This window comes from Clostridium sp. DJ247 (genome assembly GCF_014231265.1).
This window is the reverse complement of sequence record NZ_JABAIW010000007.1, coordinates 12,735-36,194: the sequence shown is the minus strand read 5'-3', so window position 1 is coordinate 36,194 and position 23,460 is coordinate 12,735. Positions and strand designations below refer to the sequence as shown.

Annotated in this window: 24 protein-coding genes; 22 read left to right on the top strand and 2 right to left on the bottom strand. The window is 30.2% G+C overall.

Going from position 1 to position 23,460, the window contains the following annotated elements; all coding sequences use genetic code 11:
- Positions 1–41: 41 nt before the first annotated feature.
- The 9 genes from HGI79_RS04495 (at position 42) to HGI79_RS04455 (ending at position 8,502) form a co-directional block, all read left to right on the top strand.
- A complete protein-coding gene (locus HGI79_RS04495) occupies positions 42–299 on the top strand; it encodes a hypothetical protein (RefSeq protein ID WP_185649469.1) in 258 nt (85 codons plus the stop codon).
- Positions 300–699: 400 nt separating this feature from the next.
- On the top strand, positions 700–1,314 hold the full coding sequence (locus HGI79_RS04490; RefSeq protein WP_185649468.1) for a hypothetical protein: 615 nt from the start codon (positions 700–702) through the stop codon (positions 1,312–1,314).
- An 18-nt stretch (positions 1,315–1,332) separates the two neighbouring features.
- The gene (locus HGI79_RS04485; protein WP_185649467.1) at positions 1,333–1,743 is read left to right on the top strand and encodes a putative adhesin; all 411 of its coding nucleotides are present in this window, start codon (positions 1,333–1,335) and stop codon (positions 1,741–1,743) included.
- A gap of 187 nt (positions 1,744–1,930) precedes the next feature.
- Positions 1,931–2,344 carry a TetR/AcrR family transcriptional regulator gene (locus HGI79_RS04480; RefSeq protein ID WP_185649466.1) on the top strand — a complete coding sequence of 138 codons (414 nt, stop codon included), beginning with the start codon at positions 1,931–1,933 and terminating at the stop codon, positions 2,342–2,344.
- A 132-nt stretch (positions 2,345–2,476) separates the two neighbouring features.
- Positions 2,477–3,061: a flavodoxin family protein gene (locus HGI79_RS04475; RefSeq protein ID WP_185649465.1), complete on the top strand. Its 585-nt coding sequence runs from the start codon at positions 2,477–2,479 to the stop codon at positions 3,059–3,061.
- A 288-nt stretch (positions 3,062–3,349) separates the two neighbouring features.
- Positions 3,350–4,786, top strand: a complete 1,437-nt coding sequence (locus HGI79_RS04470; protein WP_185649464.1) for a PTS mannitol transporter subunit IICB — start codon at positions 3,350–3,352, stop codon at positions 4,784–4,786.
- Between the two features lie 22 nt (positions 4,787–4,808).
- The gene (locus HGI79_RS04465) at positions 4,809–6,863 is read left to right on the top strand and encodes a BglG family transcription antiterminator (protein WP_185649463.1); all 2,055 of its coding nucleotides are present in this window, start codon (positions 4,809–4,811) and stop codon (positions 6,861–6,863) included.
- Positions 6,864–7,304, top strand: coding sequence for a PTS sugar transporter subunit IIA (locus HGI79_RS04460; RefSeq protein ID WP_185649462.1), 441 nt, complete (start codon positions 6,864–6,866; stop codon positions 7,302–7,304). It abuts the gene before it with no gap.
- A gap of 1 nt (position 7,305) precedes the next feature.
- Entirely contained in the window at positions 7,306–8,502 is a 1,197-nt protein-coding gene (locus tag HGI79_RS04455; RefSeq protein ID WP_185649461.1) for a mannitol-1-phosphate 5-dehydrogenase, read from the top strand.
- 207 nt (positions 8,503–8,709) lie between these two features.
- Here HGI79_RS04455 and HGI79_RS04450 read toward each other — a convergent pair whose 3' ends face one another.
- Both HGI79_RS04450 and HGI79_RS04445 read right to left on the bottom strand, forming a co-directional pair.
- Complete coding sequence (locus tag HGI79_RS04450; protein ID WP_185649460.1) at positions 8,710–9,459, bottom strand: GDSL-type esterase/lipase family protein; 750 nt, start codon at positions 9,457–9,459, stop codon at positions 8,710–8,712.
- A gap of 467 nt (positions 9,460–9,926) precedes the next feature.
- Positions 9,927–11,741, bottom strand: a complete 1,815-nt coding sequence (locus HGI79_RS04445; RefSeq protein WP_185649542.1) for a stage V sporulation protein D — start codon at positions 11,739–11,741, stop codon at positions 9,927–9,929.
- Between the two features lie 380 nt (positions 11,742–12,121).
- Here HGI79_RS04445 and HGI79_RS04440 point away from each other — a divergent pair, with 380 nt between their 5' ends.
- From HGI79_RS04440 to HGI79_RS04380, 13 genes are all read left to right on the top strand, one after another.
- Positions 12,122–12,682 (top strand): class I SAM-dependent methyltransferase, encoded by a 561-nt coding sequence (locus HGI79_RS04440; protein WP_185649459.1) that lies wholly within the window; start codon positions 12,122–12,124, stop codon positions 12,680–12,682.
- Between the two features lie 363 nt (positions 12,683–13,045).
- Positions 13,046–13,885: a YihY/virulence factor BrkB family protein gene (locus tag HGI79_RS04435; protein ID WP_395939505.1), complete on the top strand. Its 840-nt coding sequence runs from the start codon at positions 13,046–13,048 to the stop codon at positions 13,883–13,885.
- Positions 13,886–14,082: 197 nt separating this feature from the next.
- A complete protein-coding gene (locus HGI79_RS04430; RefSeq protein ID WP_185649458.1) occupies positions 14,083–14,667 on the top strand; it encodes a hypothetical protein in 585 nt (194 codons plus the stop codon).
- A gap of 195 nt (positions 14,668–14,862) precedes the next feature.
- Entirely contained in the window at positions 14,863–15,210 is a 348-nt protein-coding gene (locus tag HGI79_RS04425) for a DUF6514 family protein (RefSeq protein ID WP_185649457.1), read from the top strand.
- 128 nt (positions 15,211–15,338) lie between these two features.
- Complete coding sequence (gene acpS / locus HGI79_RS04420) at positions 15,339–15,755, top strand: holo-ACP synthase (RefSeq protein WP_185649540.1); 417 nt, start codon at positions 15,339–15,341, stop codon at positions 15,753–15,755.
- Positions 15,715–17,217 carry an NAD(P)H-hydrate dehydratase gene (locus tag HGI79_RS04415; protein ID WP_185649456.1) on the top strand — a complete coding sequence of 501 codons (1,503 nt, stop codon included), beginning with the start codon at positions 15,715–15,717 and terminating at the stop codon, positions 17,215–17,217. The genes acpS and HGI79_RS04415 overlap by 41 nt, the downstream gene beginning before the upstream one ends.
- A 90-nt stretch (positions 17,218–17,307) precedes the next feature.
- Entirely contained in the window at positions 17,308–17,916 is a 609-nt protein-coding gene (locus tag HGI79_RS04410; RefSeq protein WP_185649455.1) for a germination lipoprotein GerS-related protein, read from the top strand.
- A gap of 272 nt (positions 17,917–18,188) precedes the next feature.
- Positions 18,189–19,349, top strand: coding sequence for an alanine racemase (gene alr / locus HGI79_RS04405; RefSeq protein ID WP_185649454.1), 1,161 nt, complete (start codon positions 18,189–18,191; stop codon positions 19,347–19,349).
- Positions 19,350–19,725: 376 nt separating this feature from the next.
- The gene (locus tag HGI79_RS04400) at positions 19,726–20,046 is read left to right on the top strand and encodes a CopG family ribbon-helix-helix protein (protein WP_185649453.1); all 321 of its coding nucleotides are present in this window, start codon (positions 19,726–19,728) and stop codon (positions 20,044–20,046) included.
- On the top strand, positions 20,006–20,356 hold the full coding sequence (locus tag HGI79_RS04395; protein WP_185649452.1) for a type II toxin-antitoxin system PemK/MazF family toxin: 351 nt from the start codon (positions 20,006–20,008) through the stop codon (positions 20,354–20,356). Before HGI79_RS04400 ends, HGI79_RS04395 begins: the two co-directional genes overlap by 41 nt.
- Before the next feature lie 147 nt (positions 20,357–20,503).
- A complete protein-coding gene (locus HGI79_RS04390; RefSeq protein ID WP_185649451.1) occupies positions 20,504–21,328 on the top strand; it encodes a transketolase in 825 nt (274 codons plus the stop codon).
- On the top strand, positions 21,328–22,269 hold the full coding sequence (locus HGI79_RS04385) for a transketolase family protein (RefSeq protein WP_185649450.1): 942 nt from the start codon (positions 21,328–21,330) through the stop codon (positions 22,267–22,269). Before HGI79_RS04390 ends, HGI79_RS04385 begins: the two co-directional genes overlap by 1 nt.
- A gap of 181 nt (positions 22,270–22,450) precedes the next feature.
- Positions 22,451–23,305: a YitT family protein gene (locus HGI79_RS04380; protein WP_185649449.1), complete on the top strand. Its 855-nt coding sequence runs from the start codon at positions 22,451–22,453 to the stop codon at positions 23,303–23,305.
- The last annotated feature ends 155 nt before the right edge of the window (positions 23,306–23,460 follow it).

Sequence of the window (23,460 nt, the reverse complement as noted above, 5' to 3'; positions counted from 1 at the left end):
TGAGAGTGTGCAGTTTTTACTTTATAAATGGTGGTGAAAAAATGGCTAAGAGAAAGAGAGTTTTAGATATAGATAAAATGCTTAAAGAAGGAAGAGATACAGGTGTACCCAAACAAAAAACTCTGTCCAGAGATAAAAAACATTGTCCACGAATAATAAAGTTTGTCCAAAGCATGAAGGAAATTCAGGGATTTTGCCCTATATTCCTTCATGCTTTTTTTTATCCTATTCCCAATCAACATTTTAATTATCCAATGACCAATAGCCTACACTACTGGTTCATCAACGATTTAAGGTAGATAGAATGCCAGAAAAGCCTTTACACTTTTAGTTTTAAATCTAATTCATCTGAAAGAAAGCAAGGAATTTTGCAGGAGATTGGACAGACTTTTTTATCTGTTTCGTCTTACATATTAGGAATAAATTAGGGAGAAAAGGGGGAGAGAAAGGGAGATTTTGAGACAAAGTTTATTATTCGTAATAGTTTTAAGGTGAAAGGGTTAAGGGACGAGGAATGTAGGCGAGATAAGGGGGAGATGGTGTTGGCCAGGGGAAGGGAGTGGGACAGAGATTATTATTTGTTTACAGTTAGTTGATTTTAACAATTAACATTATTATATAATATTAATTATGTTCTAAAAGAAAAAACTACTTAATATAATTTAATATATAAAAATTATAAATATTAGGAGGTATAAAATGAGTACAAACTTAAATATCCGTGTTATTAGCAATTTAACAGATACTCAACAATTCTTACTATACCAGGAAGATATAAAATTAAACGTGAAAAATTTTAAAATTGGTGCATGGGAGCATCAGTATTTAGCTCCAAAAGCTACATTCTTTGCAACTCTACCTACCAGAATAGCTGTAAGAGCAAAGACGTCTTTGGGAAAGGGAACTGTAGAAACAAAAGAAATTGAAGTCGATTATAATACAGCTTGGGATATATTTGAGAATAAGAATGCTGTGGATATTGGACCAAGTACAGGTGAAGTATCTGGTTTGGATACAATAGATGTTTATAATAAGTGTCCTTCTACTAAGTTTGCCATTGTAACTAAAGATTCAAAACCTTTATTTGCTTGCGAAGTAAGACCAAACTTTAAGGTTAATTTTTCTATTCATCCTAAGATTTTCTTAGCAATAAGCGATCTAGAAATTCACGGAGATTTTTTTGATGCTGCAACAATTTCTGCAAAGTATGCCGTTGAGTATGAAGGTCAAGATTATTTAACATTCTATCTAAATGAAAATACAAGTACAGGTGAAATATTAATATCTCATGATTTTAATAAATTTGATATATAAAAATAAGAAGGTATTAATATGGGAAAATATATTGTATCTGCTCATGGAGGTAGAGATAAAACCAGCACATTAGTTATACCAGATGGATTTCAAGTTAACTTTTTTGTGAATGATAACCAAACATTAGAAGACAAGGAAGCTTGGTCTATATACAACCACTTACTTGCAGGTGATACTAATTGGGCTGATTATAGATCAAAATTAGTACACCATGTGGGAGAGCGAATATATGATTATTTTTGTTGGTATTATCCTGAGATTTCAGATAACTCAGGAGTAATTAAAGTTGGTGCTATAACCCCTGTTAAACCAGTAATTTCACTGAAAAACTATACGCAACAATCACCACTTAAATTATCAACCATATTTGAGATGCTTAAGTCAGATCCAGGGATTATTTATTGGGTTGCATGTACTAATATATTGTAGTAAGAATGTGATTTTTACCGGAAAACCCCAGAACTATCTGGGGTTTTTTAGATTAGATTTGAGTATTAATATTATTGTAATTAATATTTTCTATAATCCGTGTAGGTGAGCGCAGGAGGTACTAACCTATCTTAAAAAAATTATTGACTATTCAGTTGGAACAAAAAGGGATCTATTTATCTCAGCAGTGAAACATTATGTGAACGAAAAAACTGCAGCAGTCATTTCTTATCTGGAACGTCCAGGTTCCGTAAAGGAATCTATTGCAGCTATCTTTCATGGTGTCGTAGATGCTCTACATGATGAACTGCGCAGTAGGGAATGTTTTATTATGCACAGTGCTATTGCTCAAGCTCCTCACGATCCGGAAATCACCGAATTTTTGAAACAGGATATGGCGCGTTTAGAGCAAGCTTTTTACGAAGCATTGGTTCGCGCTCGTAAGCAAGGTGAGCTGGGTGATCGTCATGAAAACCTGTTGGCTCTTGCTCGGTATTTGAATCATGCACGATATTCGTTAACCCAAGCAGCTAAGTTAACCAAGGATCCCCAAGTTTTGGAGGATATTGTTGCAGTCACACTCTCTGTGCTTGATATATAATGGAGCGTTTTAAACGCTTCATCATTTATAAGTTATATCGGATGGGAATCCACTTTGTTTGTAAATGTTCCAATTGCTCTTCTAGTGATTATCCTTAAAAAATAAATATAAGTAAAGGTTGGTGTTTTAATTATGAAAATACTAGGAATAATGGGAAGTCCACGAGCAAAAGGAAATACAGCTACTCTTTTGGAACAAGTTTTAGAGGGAGCAAAAGAAAAAGGTGCAGACACAAATATGGTTTCATTAAATAATTTAGACATTAAAGGATGTATTAACTGTGATGTATGTAAGCGTTCAGGAAAATGTGTATTAAAAGACGACATGCACAAGATATATGACATGATTAATGATGCCGATATAGTTGTTTTTGGTTCTCCAAACTATATGGGAGGGATTCAAGGAAAATTAAAATGTGTTTTAGATAGATTATATGCCTATATAATTGCTGAAGAGGGAGGATTCTCCGTGACATTTGATAAAAAAAAGAAGGCAGCACTTATAGTTACTCAACGTGCTCCTGAGGAAAATGCTTCTTATACTGAAGCATTTACTCCTTTAAGATATATTTTAAGCAATATTTTTGAAGGAAGTTTTGATGCTCCATGTAAATTACTCTTAGGTGGTGAACTATATAAACCTAATGATGCAGCTAATAATAAAGAGTTGATGAAGAAGGCATATAAGATGGGTATGGAATTGGTAGAAGAGTTTTAGTAATATGAATATTTTATGATTCATTCACTCTAAGGATGTAATAAACTGCAAATTCTCATTTAATATGAGAGTATGCAGTTTTTACTTTATAAATAGTGGTTAAAAAATGAACAAAAGAAATTTAGATAACATGATAGCTGATTACAACACTATTTCTTATTTTAAAATTGTCAATGAAAACGTATCACAGATTTGAACTTAATAAAATTGAAAAAGTTTTCTGTATACCTTATCATTATATGTGTAAGGGACAATACTTATAAGTAATAAATTATAGGGGGGATTACAATGGAGACTAGTATTAATGCTAAAAAACTATTAAGTAAAGAAAAGATTCAGAGATTTGGTAATTTTTTAAGTAGTATGGTATTGCCTAACATTGGTGCATTTATTTCTTGGGGGTTAATAACGGCATTATTTATACCGACTGGATGGGCACCTAATGAAAATTTAGCACAAATGGTAGGACCTATGGTGAAATTTATGTTACCGTTGCTTATTGGATATCAAGGCGGTAAGCTTGTGTATGATACCAGAGGAGGAGTGGTCGGAGCAATAGCAACTGCAGGTATTGTGATTGGTGCTTCTATTCCTATGTTTTTAGGTGGAATGATAATGGGTCCCATTGGTGGTTATCTAATTAAAAAGTTTGATAAATTAGTTGATGGCAAAATTCCAACAGGATTTGAAATGTTAGTAAATAATTTTTCAGCTGGTATTCTAGGTGCAATACTTTCAATGCTATCATTTTCTTTTATAGAACCAGTAATTGCAGGAGTGTCTATAGGTTTAGGAAATGGAGCTCAACTTATTACGCAAAAAGGATTACTTCCACTAATAGCTATAATAGTAGAACCAGCAAAAATATTATTTTTAAATAATGCAGTTAATCATGGAGTATTTTCTCCATTAGGTATTCAACAAGTACAAAGTTTAGGTAAATCAATTTTCTTCTTACTTGAACCTAATCCAGGTCCAGGACTTGGTATACTTTTAGCCTATTGTCTATACAGCAAAGGAACAGCAAAACAATCAGCACCAGGTGCTGCTATAATACACTTTCTTGGAGGAATACACGAGATATACTTCCCTTATGTTTTAATGAAACCTGCTTTAATATTAGCAGTTATAGTTGGCGGAGTATGTGCAGACTTAACTTTTATTTTAACACATGCTGGACTAGTAGCTAGTCCTTCACCAGGAAGTATAATTGCTCTTATGGCTATGGCACCAAGAGGTGGTCAGTTATCTGTATTAGCAGGTGTTCTTGCAGGAGCAACAGCTTCATTCTTAGTTGCATCAATTATTATTAAAGGAAGTTCTAGTAAAGAAGAAGGCTCAGATAGTTTTGCTGAAGCACAATCTAAAGTTAAAGATATGAAAGCTGAAAGCAAAGGTCAAAATAGTACTAAAGCTCAAGATAGTAATATTGCAACTATAAAATCTAACATCAGCTTGATAGTTTTTGCTTGTGATGCTGGTATGGGATCATCAGCAATGGGAGAATCTATACTTAAAAAAGCGTTGAAAGATGCTGGCATTAACAATATAGAAGTTAAACACTCTCCAGTTGATAGTGTACCAAGTGAAGTTGATGTTGTATTTACGCAGGAAAACCTATATGAAAGAGCTAAAAAATCAGCACCTAATGCAAATATAATTACTGTAAAGAATTTCTTGGATCGCTCTATATATGAGGCATTTATAAGTGAATTAAAAAAATAAATAAAGAACTAGGTGAATAAATATGAATAATTTAACTCCTAGACAACAGTTTATATTAAATAAAGTACTAAATGGAGGTTCTTTTAATATAAAGGACCTTCAAAAACAATTTGATGTAAGCACTAGGACTATTTTAAGAGAAATTTCTTCTATAAATAAAAACCTAAAAAAATATAGCGTAAACATCTTTAATGATGAGGACATGAATTTAATTATTTCTGGCAATAAAGATAACATAGAAGAAATAAAGACATCATTAAACTCAGTACCTATTCAATGGTTATTTAGCAAAGAACAAAGACAAATAATAATTGCTTGTGAGTTGTTGGTGACTAAGGAATCTCTAAAAGCTTCTTATTTTAGTCATAAATTTAATGTAGTAATGGGGAGTATAAGTCTTGATTTAGACAACATAGCAAAATTGCTAGTTACCAAAAACTTATGTTTAATTAGAAAACGAAGCTATGGTATAAGTATTGAAGGGTCAGAGTGGAATAAAAGAAATGTGCTAGTTGAGTTGTTTTTCGAGTTTAAGCCATTTGAAGAATTATTAGCATATTTTTATGATGAAAAGGCAGATCAAACAATTAAGGTATTTTTCGAGATTATTTTTGGAGAAAAAATAATTAATTTAGTAAAATCTGCATTAAAAAAATCGAACTTTGAATATCTTAAGACAAATGATGTAAAGTACTTTAGCCTATTTATCCAACTTCTGTTGTCTATAAAAAGAACTGAGCATGACAATAATATATCTTTACCGGATAAAATTAAAAGTGAAATAACATCTTTAGAAGAGTACGAAAGAATAAGAGCTCTTAATGAAAACTTAAAACAAAATAACATAAACTTACCGGAAGATGAATTAGCTTATTTGTATTTATATTTAAGTGATTATAAATACTTTTTAAATAAGAATGATGACCCTATGGAATCAGATATTAATTATGAGTCTATATCAATAGAGTTGGTAACAGAAATATCAAAAGAAATACATGCTAATATTGTGAGTGATAAACAATTAATAAGAGATTTATCTCAACATTTTAAGCAAACATTTCATATGTTAAATTTAGGTGTAAAAGTTATAAATCCGTTAATAAGTGAAATAAAGCAACATTATTTAGAGTTATTCAATGTAATAAGTAACAAGTGTAGGCTGATTTTTTCTAGATATAATCTTAAAATTCCACCTGAAGAGGTAGGATATATAACTATGCATGTTGATGTTGCCATACAAAGACAGCAATCAATTCTAAGAAAGATAAAAGTACTGATTGTATGTCCAGGGGGAATGAGTACTGCAAAAATATTATCTAGTAAGATAAAGTCTCTTTTCCCTGATATAGAAAGTATTAATATTGGATCATTACATGACATTAATTTGATTATAGAAGAGAATAACTATGATTTAATTTTATCTACAGTTCCAATTACTTCGAAGACAGCTAATAATATCATTGAGGTTTCACCTTTTATGACAAAAGATGACATAGAAAGTATAAACAATTTTATTTTTAACTATAGAATTAATAGTCAGAATAAACTTACAGATATATCTGATGAATTAAGTTCTGGTGATGTTACAGATATTGAATATGAATTAGCGAATACAATTCTTAAGAATTTTCAATTAAGGGAAACAAAAGTTAGCACTTTTGCTGATTTAATAAATTTTATTGCAAATGATATTTCTAAAATTAATATAACTAAGAATCATGAAATAATAAAAGACCTTATATTTAAAAGAGAAGAAAATGGAAACGTAGTTGTTCCAACTACTCATATAGCTTTGATACATACAAGAAGTGATGAGATGATCACTCCATTTGTAGGTGTGTATCGTATAGAGAACCCGCTGCGTATGGCAAGTATAGGATTTTCAACTGAAGATGTAGATACATTTTTAGTACTACTTGCACGAAATAACGAGAGTAATTATATTCTACGATTACTTGGTAAAATAAGTGTATCACTAATTGAAAAGAAAAATTTTACCGAAGTATTGAGAATAGGAAATATAAAAGATATTAGAAATTATTTGGTTAATATTGTTAATAAAGAGGAGGAAAATTAAATGGAAAAAGGTATTTTAACTAGAGAGAATATTTTATTAAATGCAACTTCAGAATCTAAAGATGCATCTATTGAAAGAGCAGGAAGACTTTTAGTTTCAAAAGGATATGTTAACGAAAACTATATAGAGGGCATGAAGGCTAGAGAAGAGGAAGTTACAACTTATATGGGTAATGGTGTAGCCATACCTCATGGAATGAATGAATACAAGAAGGCAATACTGGATTCTGGTATAGTTATAATTCAATATCCTAATGGAGTTGATTTTGGAGATGGAAACATTGCTTATATAGTAATAGGTATAGCTGGAAAGGGTGACGATCATATGGACATACTATCAAAAATAGCTTTAACAATACAGTATGAAGAAAATGTAGAAAGACTTACAAAAGCAAGAACTCCAGAAGAAATTATAAAAATTATAGAAGAAGGTGAAATGTAATATGAAAGCAATTCATTTTGGAGCAGGTAATATAGGGAGAGGATTTATTGGATATCTTCTTTCTAAATCCGGATATGAAGTTACATTTGTTGATATATCAGAATTTTTAGTGAATTCAATAAATCAATATAAAAATTACACTGTCATAACTTTAAGTACTACACAGGAAAAAGAAGAAGTAAAAAATGTAAAAGCAATTCATTTAAATGATAAAGAATCTTTACAAAAGGCTATTATAGAGACAGATTTAATTACTACTTCTATTGGAGCAAATAACTTAAGAAGTACTGGGATATTAATAAAGGATCTTTTAGAGAATAGAGTAAACGTTAACGCAAAAGAACTTGATATAATAGCATGTGAAAATGCACTATTTGCTACTAACATGCTAAAAGAAGCCATATTAGAAGGGGCAAGTTCTCAGCTTAAGGGCTATCTAGAAGAAAAAGTAGGCTTCCCTAATAGTGCTGTAGACAGAATTGTTCCTAATGTAAATATTGAAAAAGATTTACCAATAGATGTTGCAGTAGAAGATTTTTACGAATGGGATATTGAAAAAAATCAAGTTAAAATTAATAATAAAATAGGTGGTGCAGAATATGTGGACAACTTAGGACCTTATCTTGAAAGAAAATTATTCTTATTAAATGGAGCTCATGCTACAACTGCATATTTAGGATACCTTAAAGGTTATAAATTTATACATGAGGCAATAAAAGATGAATTCATAAAAGATATCGTTGTAGGTTTTCATTCACAAGCGGTAAATGCATTAAGTATAAAACATCAACTAGATATAAATTCTTTAACAAACTACTCTAAAAAACTAATAGGAAGATTTGAAAACTCTTATCTTCAAGACGAAGTATTTCGTGTAGGTCGTGACCCTATTAGAAAGCTATCATCAAATGATAGATTGATAACACCTTTGAATCTTTGTTACGATTTAAAAATAGATTGCGATAATATAATATGTGGTATTGCTGCAGGATTTTTATTTAATTATAGTGATGATGATAAAGCACAAGAAATCCAAAATGATATAAAAAATAATGGTATTGAGAATGCAATTTCCAATATAATTGGGTTACCAAAAGATGAACCTTTAGTGGACATGATTATTAAAAAGTACGAATGGTTAAAGAAGATTGTGTCCAACAGAGGGTTTAAAAATATATCCCAATATTCCATGAAATAACATAAAATATATATTATAAAATATAAGGTTAAATTTGGATTGAAATGGCATTAAAGTGGTCAGTTATCGGGTAAATCCTGAACGAATAGTCTGAATATTCAATCTATTTTAATTAAGAACCATGAGTAGAATGAAGGAGAAAACCTAAAGTCACTCATGGTTTTAGTCTTTTAGTTCAATCAAGATCTTTATTTAATTGATACTATACTAATCATAGTTTTTTTCATCAAAAACCCTTTCATGCAGCAGTGCTATTTGTCTATGACCTTCATCCGTTGGATGCGGATCCCTAGCTGGTGTTTGAAATCTAGTCCAAGTATTATTGACATTTCTTTTAAAATAATTATAAACATCTACTATGGTATAATTATATTCTCCCATAAAAGTGTCATCTGCTATATATGAATTAATTTGAGATATATAGCGTTCTGCTGTTTTATAAAGTGGGTCGCCTGGAGCATAAGGATTGTATATGGTCATTACATAAATTTCAGCCTTAGAGCCAATTTCTTTGCGTATACAACTTAAAATTTGTGGCCAATCCTCCTTAAATTGAGCTATACCTAAATTAGCCATTTTTTTATTAAATGTAGTAAAATTATATGCAGTACTTTTAAGAAGGTTATTGCTGCCAATACCTATTGTAATAACACTAGACCTTTTAACACTACTAATAGTATTTGTATTAGTTCTTAAGTGGCGTAATAAATTACTACTGGTACCACCTAATAATCCAACCTTTACTAGTTTAGTGTCATAGTATTTTGTTCTTAAAAAGTCACGCAAATAGTTAGCGTATCCATAATAAAAGGTAGCCCCTATGCCGTGAGTAATAGAATCACCTAGAGCCGTATAAAGAAAACTTGACTGTTCAGTTTCTTTGCTTTCCTTAGCTTTATATAATAGTAGAAGTATTAAAATGATGAAAATTAAATTTCTATGAATGCCAAAGTACATCTTTTGACACCTCTTTAATACCTTTTTACTTTATATTAATTTAAATTTTTGATTATTGTTACAGTTAATTTTAAATTTACTAAAGGGATAGTAGTTGTTTATGTAAAATATGTATCAATTCATGTAAAAATAGCTTTATAGAATATTACTATAAAAAATAAAAGGCTGTTCCACATATATAGATACCAACAGCTTAAATTTAACTTATACGTAGGGATATATTACCAATGTTGAAGTCACATTTAAATATTTTTTTATTAGTCTTAGTGAAAATTTGAGAAAAAATCTTAGAACTTTAGATATGTTTGAGGTAGGAGTTTATCAAAGTTCTTAGATTTTTCTCAAATTTGAACTTTAGACTAATTAAAAATATTTAACGTGACGAAACATGGTAATATATACCGGAGTATAAGTTAAATTTCGGGCATGGGGTTATCTATAGTGGCACAGCCTTTTATTCTAGTTACCTATTTACCAGATTGTCCAAGGGATAGGTCACCTTTCATTATCATGTAATTGAATATATTTTCAAACAGTTCTTTAGCTACTGGAGCAGATACCTGTCCACCATAGTATTTCGCTGGATTAGGCTCGTCAATTGAAACAAGTAATGTAATCTTAGGGTCATTAGCAGGAGCCATCCCAGCAAAAGAAGAAAAGTACTTATCAGTTTCATAGCCTCCACCATTTGGAAGTGCTTTTTGAGCAGTTCCTGTTTTTCCAGCGATATGGTATCCATCAATAAAGGCATTATTGGCAACTCCAGAAGTTACAACTTGCTCCAAGTAACCCTTTAAAGTGGCAGCTGTATTTCCATCAACAATTTGTTTTTTATTAAAATCACTATATTCTTTATCTGTTATGGTTTTGTTATTTTCATCGGTATGTATAATTTTTTTCATAACATGTGGTCTTATCCAGGTTCCGCCATTGGCAATGGAATTAAAAGCTGCTAAATATTGAACTGAAGTAACCGAAATTCCTTGTCCAAAGGAAAGAGCAGCTAAATCCACATTATTCATTTTACTTGCATCTTTTATTATACCAGATGCCTCACCTGGAAGATCAATTCCTGTTTTCTGACCAAATCCAAATTTTTTCTCGTAATCAGCTAAGTTTTGTTTACCTAACTTTTTACCTACCTCCATAAAACCGACATTACAGGAGTTCTTTAGTATATCAACAAAGCTTTCCGTACCATGACCTTCTCTCCTCCAACAGTTAATGGTATGACCATCTACTTTTAGGCTTCCATTACATACGAAAGTATCTGATTCTTTTACTAAATTTGTTTCCATAGCTGCATAGGCAGTAATTACTTTAAATATAGAACCTGGTTCAAAGGTATTTTGAACAGCATTGTTTTGCCAATACTTTGAAATTAATTTAGGATCTTTGTTATATTTAGTTAGCTTGTTTGGATTGTTAGGATCATAATCGGGTTTACTTACCATAGCTAGTATTTCACCTGTTTTAGGATCCATTATTGTAATGGTAACTGATTTTGCCTTATTATCAACTAAAGCTTTTTCAGCAGCTTTTTCAGCAATTAGTTGGATATTCTCATCTATAGTTAAAATTATATCTTTTCCATCTACAGGAGAAATGTATTGTGAATCATCGTAAGGTAACGCACGACGGTTTCTGTTATCAGCTTGAAAGGATATATTCCCAGGTATTCCTGACAGATCTTTATCATAGCTCACTTCTACACCAGAAACGCCTTTTCCCTCTGAGTCTATGTGACCAAGAACAGAAGATAAAAAATTATTATTAGGATAATATCTTTTAGAATCTGAAGATACTATTATACCTCTAATTTTTAATGCTTCTATTTGATCTGCTTGAGGTTTATTAATTCCTCTAGCTAGGGTAGCAAAGCTTGCTGGAATTCCGCTAGGGGAAGTAAGATTTAAAATTTTTAATACCTGTTCATTAGACATATTTAATATTGGAGATATCTTTAATGCTAAATCTTCGTTTGATGTTTTTTTGCTCATCAAAGTTTGTCTAAGTGTATTTAAATCAAGATCAATTCTATAACAGTCTAAACTAACGGCTAATTCTTTGCCATTACGATCTAATATTTTACCTCTCTTAGCAGGAATATTTAGTTTGTTCATCCATTGCTGTTCTGCACGAGCTTTATAACCAGTAGCTTTAAGGCCCATAACATAAAAAAGTCTAATAGTCACTACTAAAAAAACAAGTGCAAATATAAAAAATATAGATATAAGTTTTTTTGATATTTCAATTTTTTTAGTGTTTTTCTTTTGTACCAGAATGGTTGCCTCCTTTTTATATAATAGAGTAGAAGAATAATTTTTCTATAAACCTATTATAAAGTATAATTGCAAAAAAAAGTATAGACAAGCGTTAAACAACTTAATATTTAAGATTAATTTTGAGAATATATGGGTATATATTTACTTATAAGGTAAAATTGTAATTTTACAAAAATATTATTTTGTGCTATTTTGGTACGTAATAGAACAATTATAAAAATATGTAAATACTTTTTTAAATACATATAGATACAGTTGAAGAGATGTCAGAATACTTGATTTATTGTTAAAACTGTAATAAAATCATAAAAAACCCATAAAATGATAAGTTTTTATCAAGAAATAATTATGAGCTTAAAATATGTAGGAGGTAAGGAATGGAAAGTTTTTCGTTTATAAGGGAGTATATAAGAAAGCCAAGAACAGTAGGTGCCATTTTGCCAAGTTCAACAAGGCTTGCCAATAAAATGGTTCAGGATGTTAACTTTAAGGACGCAAGGTGTATAGTTGAGTATGGTCCTGGAACTGGAGTATTTACTGATAAATTACTAGAGAACAGAAACAAAAACACCAAAGTTATTCTTATAGAATATAATGAGGATTTTTGCAATCTGCTAAGAAGCAAGTATGGGAATGAAGAAAAATTATTTATAATAAATGACTCAGCAGAAAATATAGAAAAATATTTAAAAATGTATGATGTTCAGGAGGTAGATTATATAATATCAGGGTTACCCTTTGCTAGTTTACCTAAAGAAACCTCAATAAATATATTAAATACTACCAGACATATATTAAATCATAATGGCAGCTTTATAACTTTCCAATATACTCTATTTAAGAAAAAGTTCATAGGTAGTTTCTTTCATGATATAAAAGTAAAAAGGGTAATAAAGAATATTCCGCCAGCTTATGTTTTCAGTTGTAGCAATAAGTAAATTATATTTTTATATTTATAAATTATATTTTTATATTTAATAGAGGGCATAGCTTATTATGTAAAAACAGGGGTATCTAAGTGGTAGATAGCTCTATTTTTTTATGTAAAATATAGTATAAATATAGCATTACAGTGTAAAAGTTATATTTATACCATACTAGGGGATAAATAAATATATAATTAGGTATCTGAAAAAAATGACAAGTCAATTTTAACCAGGGAATTTTAAGTAAGACAAGGCGTCAGGAGACCCCAATAGTTGGACTATTAACGGGTTCTGTCAACGCAGTAGGACATAAAACTATCCGTTAAATTGTCTAGTTATTTTTTGAAGATGCCTTAAGTAAAAGGAGAAACCGCAGTGATTGGAAGAGTGACTAAAGATATTAAAAAATTAATCTTTAGATTTAAAGATGATGAAATAATGGCATTATCATCGCAGCTAGCGTATAGTTTTATCTTTTCCTTTTTTCCTTTTTTGATATTTTTAATGACCTTAATAGGATATAGCTCTTTGCATAGTCAAGATGTATTGATTAGCTTAAATAAGATACTTCCATATAGTATTATTAGTCTTATAGAAAGTACTGTAATAGAAGTGGTGGATACTAGAAATGGTCACTTGCTATCTATAAGTTTAATATTTACAATATGGTCAGCTTCAGGTGGGTTTAATGCAGTAATAAGAGGACTTAATAAGGCCTATGGAGAAACAGAATGTAGGTCCATTATTAAAATTTATATAATATCGATATTATGTACCTTTGGTGTGGCTTTAATAATAGTTATAACTATTTCTTTATTAGTATTTGGAGAAACCCTTGGTACCCTCTTATTTATAAAGTTAGGTTTTTCCTATATGTTTAAAGAAGTATGGGATATAACCAGATATGTAGTTATTACTGCATCAACATTATTTATATTTGCAGCAGTATACCATTATACCCCTTGTAAGAGGTTAACTTGGAAAGAAGTTATACCTGGAGCTATTTTTTCTACCATAGGTTTAATCATCGTATCAATAGGCTTTGGTTTTTATGTAGATAACTTTGGCAATTATTCAAGAATTTACGGAAGTATAGGAGCTGTAATTGTATTACTTACTTGGCTGTTTTTAGTCTCTATAACAATAATTATGGGAGGAGAACTAAACGCTGTTCTTGCCTATGATAGAAAACGTAAACTTAAACGAAGCTTATAATTATGTATAAATTTACATATGATCACACCCTATAAGTTTCCGTACAGGGACCTTATTTTAATATTGCTTTCATTTATAAGTATATTTTTTTATTCTCTGAGAAAAAATAAACAATATGTGTTTATTTATTAAAATAAAAAAGTCGTTATACATAAAAACATATTCTAGAAGGTGATATTTTGAGAAGTAGGGATCATATGAAAAAAATTTACAGAGATTTTTCCGAGTTTATTGCTGAGTGTGCAAGTAGGGAGTTAGAGTACTTTGTCTTTGACTCTAGATTTACAACTATGTTTAATAAGAGAATAAATGAATTAATCGAAGAAATAAAAAAGGAAGGAAAGAAAAATATAGATATAGCAATAATATTTAATACAGAAGGGGAAATAGCTTTAATCGACAGTTATGTTATAGGGCGATATGTAGCTAATAATTATGATACGCATATGCAGGGTTACTACAAAGAGATTTCCCTAAATAACATAGTAAAGCATGTTGTAAATAGTAGCGAAAAGGCTAAAATGGATTTTGTCATACTTTCTTATAATATATTATATGACACATTAAATAGTATGTATTGTGATATAAGCTGTAAAAAAGATGCTTTATCAGAGTATATAGAATTGTATAATATGAAGCATTGTGAAGGTGATCAGTGCGCACTAGAGGTTGCCTCAATACTCATTTTGGAAGATATTTGCAAATATATAGGAGTTAATGATGGTACTTTGATGGATTCTATCCAATTTGTCCTTAAAAAAAGAACTAGTCAAAATAATTAGCTATTCGACAATGATTTTTGATAAAAAGGTAGATAATTACATTAAAGTAATCTATATGGTATTAGATATGGTGTTACAGGCTTTTTGATGTCATATAAGAGGGATAACTTATAATTAACTTAATCATGATATGACATATTTTTTTTATGTAGTATGCTAATATATTTATGAAGTTAATTATGGGGGGAACACGCGATGATAGTAGAAAATCTAGTTAGAACTGAAAATTTACAAGGGATTAAGTGTAACTATTTTTACAGACTATTAAAGGGAAAGATGTCTATTACATATGAGACAGATACTATAGAGGTACAGTCATATGGAATAGAAATTGAAAGACAAGATCTAGAAGATGGTAAGTTAGTAAATATAGAAAGAGATTGTGTAGAAAATATCAGTACTGAAAGATATAAGGTACATAATCTCCTAAAAATGTTATATGATAACTCAGTATCGCCAGTACATCTAATTGACGTACTAGGGGACTATATTGACGAATATATAGTTGACTTTGATAAAGAAATAAAATCTATTGCATACTAATATAACTAATCAGAGATTAAAGAGGAAAAATCCTCTTTTTTTCTTTTAGATTTGTGTTAATTGATTTCTTTTAACTTTTAAAAAGGTAAAATTTATTTTATTATATTCATATGGAGGGGGTGATGTTTTTGATTCTAGGAGTTGGGGTTGATATAGTTGAAATTAGAAGAATTAAAGAAGCTATTGATAAGCATGCTAACTTTATAGATAGAATTTTTAGTAAAAATGAAATTGAGTATTTAAAGAGCAGAAACTTAAGACCAGAATTTGTGTCTGGCAGGTTTGCTGCCAAAGAAGCGGTTGCTAAAGCACTAGGTACAGGTTTTAGTGGTTTTGAGTTTAAAGATATAGAAATTGATAGAACAGCAGCAGGTAAACCAATTGTTGTACTAAAAGGTAAAGCGAAGCTTCTTGCTCAAAAATATGGAAATTACAAAATTCATCTAAGTATATCACATGGTGTTGATAGTGCAATTGCATATGCAGTTATGGAGGTTGATAAGCTTGAGGATTGCAACTGCAGAAACAATGAGGATGATAGATAACTATTGTATTAATGAATTAAAAATACCTGGTATTGTATTAATGGAAAATGCTGCAATTAAGGTCATAAAAAATATAGATACTAATACATATAATTCTTTTTGTATAATATGTACAAAAGGAAACAATGGTGGGGATGGATTTGCAATAGCAAGACATTTACATATATTAAATAAGAAGATACAGGTATTCTTAGTAGGTAACAAAGAAGAAATGTCAGATGATTGTAAGATAAATTATGAAATATTAAAAAAAATAGGAATAAAAATAAGTAAGGTTGAGAATATAGAAGACATTAATAATTTAAGAGATGCAATAGTGAACAGTGAGGTAACTATAGATGCACTGTTTGGAACAGGTTTATCTAGAAATATTGATGGAATATTTGACTCCGTTATATCTATAATTAATGAAAATAGTAAATATACAATATCAATTGATATACCTTCAGGTATGGATAGCAACACTGGCAACATATTAGGAAATTGTATCAGAGCTAATAAGACTGTTTCATTTCAATTATATAAAAAAGGTTTTTTAAATTATGATACAGATAAATTCATAGGAACAATAATAATAGAAGATATAGGTATACCAGAAACTGCAATAAGCAAGTTTCATGAAAATGAATTTATTGTAGATGAATTAATGATAAGGAAGAATATAAAGAAAAGGGATAAATACTCTCATAAAGGTGATTATGGCAAAGTATTAATAATTGCTGGAGCAGAAGGGTTCACAGGAGCTGCATATATTTGCACCCAAGGAGCTGTTAGAAGTGGAGCAGGACTTGTGACTTTGTGCTGTAGTAAAAAAATTCAACCAATTTTAAGTACTAAACTTTTAGAGGCAATGACTACTACTTTTGATGAGAATTGTAAAATAGATGACTATATTAATAAAAGTGATTGCATTGCCATAGGTCCAGGTATGGGAAATAACAAAGCTACTAGCTTATTAGTAGAAAAAATTTTAAGTGTTTCAAAAGTACCTGTTGTTATTGATGCAGATGGTATAAATGTACTAAAAGATAGAATAGATGTATTAAAAAATAAAAGTTCAGAGGTTATAATTACACCACATCCTGGTGAGATGTCAAGGATAACAGGATTATCATTAGATTATATTAAGAACCACAGAATAGAGGTTGCTAAAAATTTTGCTAAGGAAAATCAGGTTACTGTGCTGCTTAAAGGATATAATACTATAATCACAGATGGCAACAGAGTGATAGTTAATTCTACAGGAAACAGTTCCATGGCTTCAGGAGGAATGGGAGATTGTCTTACAGGTATGATAGCATCGTTTATTGGTCAAGGGTATAAAATTATGGAGGCTGCCTATATAGCTGCATTTATTCATGGATATTGTGGAGAGAAGCTGTCAAAAGAAATGTTTTGCGTAAATGCTAGTCATGTACTTGATAAAATTCCTTTTGCTATAAAAAATTTTTTAAGTAATTAATTTTGCCAAGCTTAGAATATAAAAACACATAGAAGAATAGTATTAATAGTGTAATATATGCTTAAAAAGTGTACTTGTGGGAGGATTGGAATGAAAAAAAAACTATTAGTATTGTTCTTTATATCTTTTGTGTTTTCAATTTTTCTTGTAGGATGTGGAAAAGAAGTTAAAAATACAGAGGATGGTATTGAATATTTAAAAAGCTTGGATAGCTATAGTTCAGATATAAATATAAAGATAGAGAACGATAAACAAGTAGTGAATTACAATGGAAAACAAGCCTATAGTAAAAAATATGGACAAAGACTTGACTTAGAAAAGAACAGAATATTAATATATAAGGAAAATAAGATATATGTTAAAGATATACATAATGGTTTCAATTATGATACAGATAAAGATTTTGATAGTGTATTTAAACAAAGTTTTATAGGTGAGTATATTAATTTAATTTATACTAATGAAAAAATAAAAACCTTTTATAAAAACATAGATAACAATGAGTTTCAGGTTATTGAGTTGGATATTCCAGGTAACAATAAAAATATTGATAAAGCTGAGTTGTATATTAATGCTACAGGTTTTACGCCAAAGTATCTTTATATATATGACAACAAAAATAGGAAAAAAATTACTGTTGAGTATTCTAATTTCGCAGCTAATACAGAATTAGACAAGGAATTATTTAATGTTGAATAGTAGACGTTAGCCTTGGCATGAACTTTTTATAGAGTCTTGTGCCATTTTGTTTTTTTATTATTAATGTTTATTAATTTGATTAAAATAAGCCACCTATATAATAAAAAATGGCTTCTGTGGTACTTATTATATTTTAATTAAGGTATAAAATATAAGTATAAGACTTGGACATAATTAATAGAAACATAGAAATGTTTAATAATTGCTGTTAAGTTGCAGTTAAATTATTTTAGAGATATGTTAAATACAAGGGATATAAGAGGTGGAATATTATGTTTAATAATTTCAGACCTGTATGGGCAGAAATAGATTTAGATAAAATTGCTTATAATATGAAGCAGATTAAGCTTAAGGCTACAAGTAAGGAGATAATAGCTGTTGTTAAAGCTGATGCTTATGGACATGGAGCCATAGATATAGCTCCAGTACTTTTAGAAAATGGAGCTACTAGACTAGCTATAGCAACGCTGAATGAGGGTATAGAGTTAAGAAATAGCGGAATAAAATGTCCAATTATGCTTTTAGGACTTACACCTGAGAGTTTATCAAAAGATTTAATTAACTATGATTTACAACCAACAGTATCATCCTATGAATATGCATGCAGTTTATCAAAATTAGCTCAAGAAGCAAATAAAACTATTAAAGTTCACATTGCCATTGATACTGGCATGGGTAGAATAGGGTTTCTATTCAATGAAGAAAGCATTAAGGATATAATAAAGATTAGCAAATTGCCCTATATAGAATTAGAAGGATTATTTTCACACTTCGCTACAGCAGATGAGCAGGATAAAGAATATTCCAACATACAATTAGATACATATAATTTATTTTATAATAAGCTAAAAGAAGAAAAGGTAAGTATAAATATGAGGAATATAGCTAATAGTGCAGCTATAATGGAATTAGAAAATGCCCATTATGATGGAGTAAGACCTGGTATAATACTTTATGGATACTATCCTTCAAAGTATGTGGATAAAAATCAGTTGAATATAAAACCGGTGATGACACTAAAAGCTAATGTAATTTATGTAAAAACTGTAGAAAAAGATAGCTATATAGGTTATGGAAGAAAATTTAAGACAGAAAGAAAGAGTATAGTAGCAACATTACCCTTGGGCTATGCGGATGGATACTCAAGGATTATGTCTGGAAAGGCCAAGGTAATTATTAATGGAAAGTTTGCACCTGTAATCGGAAACATATGTATGGATCAGTGTATGGTGGATGTTACGGATGTGGGAGAGGTAAAAATTGGAGACGAAGTTATACTTTTAGGTAGTAAAGGCAATGTTAAATTTAATGCAGACCATATAGCTGATATATTAGGGACAATAAGTTATGAAGTATTGTGTATGATTAGCAAAAGAGTACCTAGAGTATATATTAAAAATAAACAAATAGTTAAAGTTAGAAATTATGTATAAGCTTATATAAATTTAATGTATATAACTTTAATACTTTGTAAAATATACTAGCATAGTATAAAATTTTAATAAAATTTCTGAGAATTTCATATAGTAGTATCTAGTAAATATATTTATTTATGATAGAATATACTTATTGATTATTTTAGTATTTATTAAACTATTAATGATACAGCGGAGTACATATTTAAACAAAATATACATATACATATACACACATATAGCAAATCTGATAAAATAAGGAATTATGTGCAAAAAATACAAGTAGGAAAATGGAGAAACTACGCATAATTTCTTTGACATATTGACAGTTTTGAGGCTATAATTTGTGTGTACATATCTTTCGCTTAAGTTAATAGGAGGTATTGATTTTTATATGTCAAATTCAAAGAGATTAGTAGTAAACCTCTCAGAAACACTATACAATGAATTTAATAAGGCACTACAGGAAGATTGCAAAAAAAGAAGTGAATTTATTAGGGAAGCAATCATATTATATATTAAAGAGAAAAAAAGGTTGAATATTATAGAGCAAATGGAAAAAGGATATAAAGAGATGGCTCAACTTAATCTTGAGTTTGCAGAAATGGGCTTTGCAAGTGACATGAAAGAATTTAAAGAATATGAAGCGAAGCTTTCGGAGAGTGATTTGGCTGATGACAACATTAGTGAAAAGAGGAGATATATTTTATGCTGACTTAAGTCCCGTAGTGGGTTCAGAACAGGGAGGTATAAGGCCAGTTATCATCATTCAAAATGATGTTGGTAATAAATACAGCCCCACTGTAATTGTAGCAGCAATTACTTCTCAGATAAATAAGGCAAAACTCCCGACTCATGTAGAAGTTTCATCAGAGGCTTATGGACTTAATAAGGATTCTGTAGTTTTGCTTGAGCAGATAAGAACTTTAGATAAAAGAAGATTAAAGGAAAAGATAGGTCACATGACCGATATAGATATGAAAAAGGTAGATGATGCACTTCTAGTAAGTGTAGGGCTACAATAATTTAAATAAGGGTTTGTTTACAAACCCTTATTTTTAGTTTATACTAAATTTAGGAATTTTATTATATGAATTTATATATAAAAAAGGTTTTTTGTGATAAAATAATAAGAGAATTTTTAAGAATAAGCCTACTAGGAGGTTAAGATTGTGAAAAAAAGTGTTGAAGAGATGAAACAAGTAGCAACGATAATTAGAAAAGACATTGTAAAAATGTTAACGGAATCTGCTTCAGGTCATCCAGGTGGATCATTATCAGCTGTAGAAATTTTGACTACGTTATATTTTAATGAAATGAATGTAACTCCAGAAAAACCTAGAGACTTAGATAGAGATAGATTTGTACTCTCTAAGGGGCATGCTGCACCAGTACTATATAGCACCCTTGCTAGGAGAGGTTATTTTGATGTTGAAGAATTAAAGACTCTTAGAAAAATTGGTTCAATTCTTCAGGGACATCCAAATATGAATGACGTTCCAGGGATTGATATGTCTACAGGATCTTTAGGTCAAGGAATATCAGCAGCAGTTGGTATGGCATTAGCTGGCAAACTGGATAAAAAGGACTATAGAGTTTATGTATTACTTGGCGATGGTGAATTAGAAGAAGGTCAAGTATGGGAAGCTACTATGTCAGCAGCACACTATAAGCTTAATAATTTAACGGCTTTTATTGATTATAATGGGCTTCAAATAGATGGTCCAATAGAAGAAGTAATGTCTGCAGCACCTATCGGGGATAAGTTTAGGGCTTTCAATTGGCATGTTATAGAAATAGATGGCCATAGTTTTGAGCAAATTATAAATGCAATTGGCGAAGCTAAAACAATAAAAGATAAGCCTACTGTAATAGTCTGTAAGACTGTTAAAGGTAAAGGTGTTTCTTTCATGGAAAATGAGGTTGGTTGGCATGGAAACGCACCGAGTAAAGAGCAATGCGAAAAAGCTCTACAAGAATTAGGAGGTGAAGAATAATGTCTAATAAGATAGCTACAAGAGAAGCGTATGGGAAAATTTTAGCTAAAATAGGACAGGAAAATGAGAAAATAGTTGTGTTTGATGCTGATTTATCTAAATCAACTAAGACAGCGGATTTTAAAAAGGTTTGTCCTGAAAGATTTATAAATATGGGTATAGCTGAAGCTAATATGGTTGCAGCAGCAGCAGGTTTGTCAACTTGCGATAAGATACCGTTCGTTAGTACCTTTGCTATGTTTGCAGCAGGAAGAGCTTTCGAACAAATAAGAAACTCTATTTGTTATCCAAATTTAAATGTAAAGATATGTGCAACTCACGCAGGACTTACAGTAGGAGAAGATGGTGCATCACACCAAGCTATAGAAGATGTAGCTTTAATGAGAAGTGTACCTAATATGACAGTAATTTGTCCAAGTGATGCTATTGAAACTGAAGCTGCAATTAGAGCAGTTGCAGAATACAAAGGACCATGCTATGTAAGACTTGGAAGAGCAGGAGTTCCTGTAATAAATAACAATCCAGAATATAAGTTTGAAATAGGAAAGGCAGTTACATTAAGACAGGGAAAAGATGCAACTATTTTTGCTACTGGAATAATGATAGAGGCAGCTTTAGAAGCTTATAATTCTCTAGCAGAAGAAGGAATAAAAGTTAAGGTTGTAAATATACATACTATAAAGCCTATAGATAGCGAAGCAATAACAAATGCTGCTAGAGAAACTGGTGCGGTAGTAACCGTAGAAGAGCACAACATAATTGGAGGATTAGGCTCTGCTGTATGTGAAGTGCTAAGTGAAAACCAACCTACGCCTGTGGTGAGAGTTGGAGTAAAAGACACCTTTGGAGAAAGCGGAAAACCAGCAGAACTTTTAAAAGCATATGGTTTGACAGCAGAAGATATAGTAAAAGCAGTAAAAAGGGTTTTAACATTAAAGTAGTTAGCTATATGAATTAAGAAAATACAACATTATAAAGAACTCCGTAAATTTTTACGGAGTTCTTATTTTATAGGTACGGAACTTTTAAATTTAAGCTATGGTTATCTATAGTAATATAAATTCAAGAATAGGGAATAAATAAATTAGTATTTTAATTATTTATCATAGGAGTTAAAGTTTTATGAAAGCATTTAAAGAGTATAGTTTAATTACTATAGGTGTTTTATTAGTAGCTTTAGGCATAGAATTTTTCTTAGCACCTAACAAAATAGCAGCTGGTGGAATTACTGGTATAGCAATTATAGTTAATAACTTTATACCAAAGTTACAAATAGGAATTCTTTTACTTATTATGAATATAGTATTATTTATAGTGGCTTTTATTGTCATTGGTAATAAGTTTGGAGCTAAAACTATATACGCTAGCCTAAGTTTATCAGGTATAATTTCTATCATGGATAGGGTAATGACTCCAGCCATGGTAATTACAAAAGATTTACTATTAGCATCATTATTTGGAATGTTTTTGTGTGGAATTGGCATGGGTATAGTTTTTAATCAAAATGCATCAACTGGTGGTACAGATATTTTAGCCAAAATAATAAATAAGTTTACTCACTTGGATATGGGAAAATCACTTTTTGTTGTAGATGTGATTGTAACAATTTTTGCAGGAGCTTCCTTTGGAGCAGAAATAGGTATGTATGCAATTTTATCCGTTATTGGAAATGGTATTATAATAGATACTGTTATAGAAGGATTTAACATCTCTAAACAGTTATTAATAATGAGTTCCAAAATTGATTTAATAAATAAGTTTGTTATAAAAGAATTAGGAAGAGGATGTACTATTCTTAATGGTAAAGGTGGGTATAGAAAAGAGGATTCGTATATTTTATATACAGTATTAAGTAGAAAAGAATTTATAAGGTTGAAGAGATATATAAAGGAAATTGATCCTAAAGCTTTTATTACAGTAAGTAATGCCCATGAAGTCTTGGGAGAGGGATTTAAAGATATACTAGGGGATCTCTGATATCTTTACTCTATATTACATATATGGTTGAATTATGTTCAATTGTATATGTTATTTTTTTTGTTAATAATAATTTCATAGAATTAATTTTTAATTTCTTGTCTCATTATGTTATAATATAACGTAGTTATGTAAAAAAGCTTTGAGAGTTATGT

What these genes read in the sequence shown, in the direction of transcription:
- HGI79_RS04400 (WP_185649453.1), top strand. Translation starts at nt 19,726, where the DNA reads ATGTCAAATTCAAAGAGATTAGTAGTAAACCTCTCAGAAACACTATAC.
- HGI79_RS04455 (WP_185649461.1), top strand. Translation starts at nt 7,306, where the DNA reads ATGAAAGCAATTCATTTTGGAGCAGGTAATATAGGGAGAGGATTTATT.
- HGI79_RS04380 (WP_185649449.1), top strand. Translation starts at nt 22,451, where the DNA reads ATGAAAGCATTTAAAGAGTATAGTTTAATTACTATAGGTGTTTTATTA.
- HGI79_RS04490 (WP_185649468.1), top strand. Translation starts at nt 700, where the DNA reads ATGAGTACAAACTTAAATATCCGTGTTATTAGCAATTTAACAGATACT.
- HGI79_RS04450 (WP_185649460.1), bottom strand. Translation starts at nt 9,459, where the DNA reads ATGTACTTTGGCATTCATAGAAATTTAATTTTCATCATTTTAATACTT.
- alr (WP_185649454.1), top strand. Translation starts at nt 18,189, where the DNA reads ATGTTTAATAATTTCAGACCTGTATGGGCAGAAATAGATTTAGATAAA.
- HGI79_RS04495 (WP_185649469.1), top strand. Translation starts at nt 42, where the DNA reads ATGGCTAAGAGAAAGAGAGTTTTAGATATAGATAAAATGCTTAAAGAA.
- HGI79_RS04485 (WP_185649467.1), top strand. Translation starts at nt 1,333, where the DNA reads ATGGGAAAATATATTGTATCTGCTCATGGAGGTAGAGATAAAACCAGC.
- HGI79_RS04425 (WP_185649457.1), top strand. Translation starts at nt 14,863, where the DNA reads ATGATAGTAGAAAATCTAGTTAGAACTGAAAATTTACAAGGGATTAAG.
- HGI79_RS04460 (WP_185649462.1), top strand. Translation starts at nt 6,864, where the DNA reads ATGGAAAAAGGTATTTTAACTAGAGAGAATATTTTATTAAATGCAACT.
- HGI79_RS04395 (WP_185649452.1), top strand. Translation starts at nt 20,006, where the DNA reads ATGACAACATTAGTGAAAAGAGGAGATATATTTTATGCTGACTTAAGT.
- HGI79_RS04465 (WP_185649463.1), top strand. Translation starts at nt 4,809, where the DNA reads ATGAATAATTTAACTCCTAGACAACAGTTTATATTAAATAAAGTACTA.
- HGI79_RS04440 (WP_185649459.1), top strand. Translation starts at nt 12,122, where the DNA reads ATGGAAAGTTTTTCGTTTATAAGGGAGTATATAAGAAAGCCAAGAACA.
- HGI79_RS04385 (WP_185649450.1), top strand. Translation starts at nt 21,328, where the DNA reads ATGTCTAATAAGATAGCTACAAGAGAAGCGTATGGGAAAATTTTAGCT.
- HGI79_RS04410 (WP_185649455.1), top strand. Translation starts at nt 17,308, where the DNA reads ATGAAAAAAAAACTATTAGTATTGTTCTTTATATCTTTTGTGTTTTCA.
- HGI79_RS04470 (WP_185649464.1), top strand. Translation starts at nt 3,350, where the DNA reads ATGGAGACTAGTATTAATGCTAAAAAACTATTAAGTAAAGAAAAGATT.
- HGI79_RS04430 (WP_185649458.1), top strand. Translation starts at nt 14,083, where the DNA reads ATGAAAAAAATTTACAGAGATTTTTCCGAGTTTATTGCTGAGTGTGCA.
- HGI79_RS04475 (WP_185649465.1), top strand. Translation starts at nt 2,477, where the DNA reads ATGAAAATACTAGGAATAATGGGAAGTCCACGAGCAAAAGGAAATACA.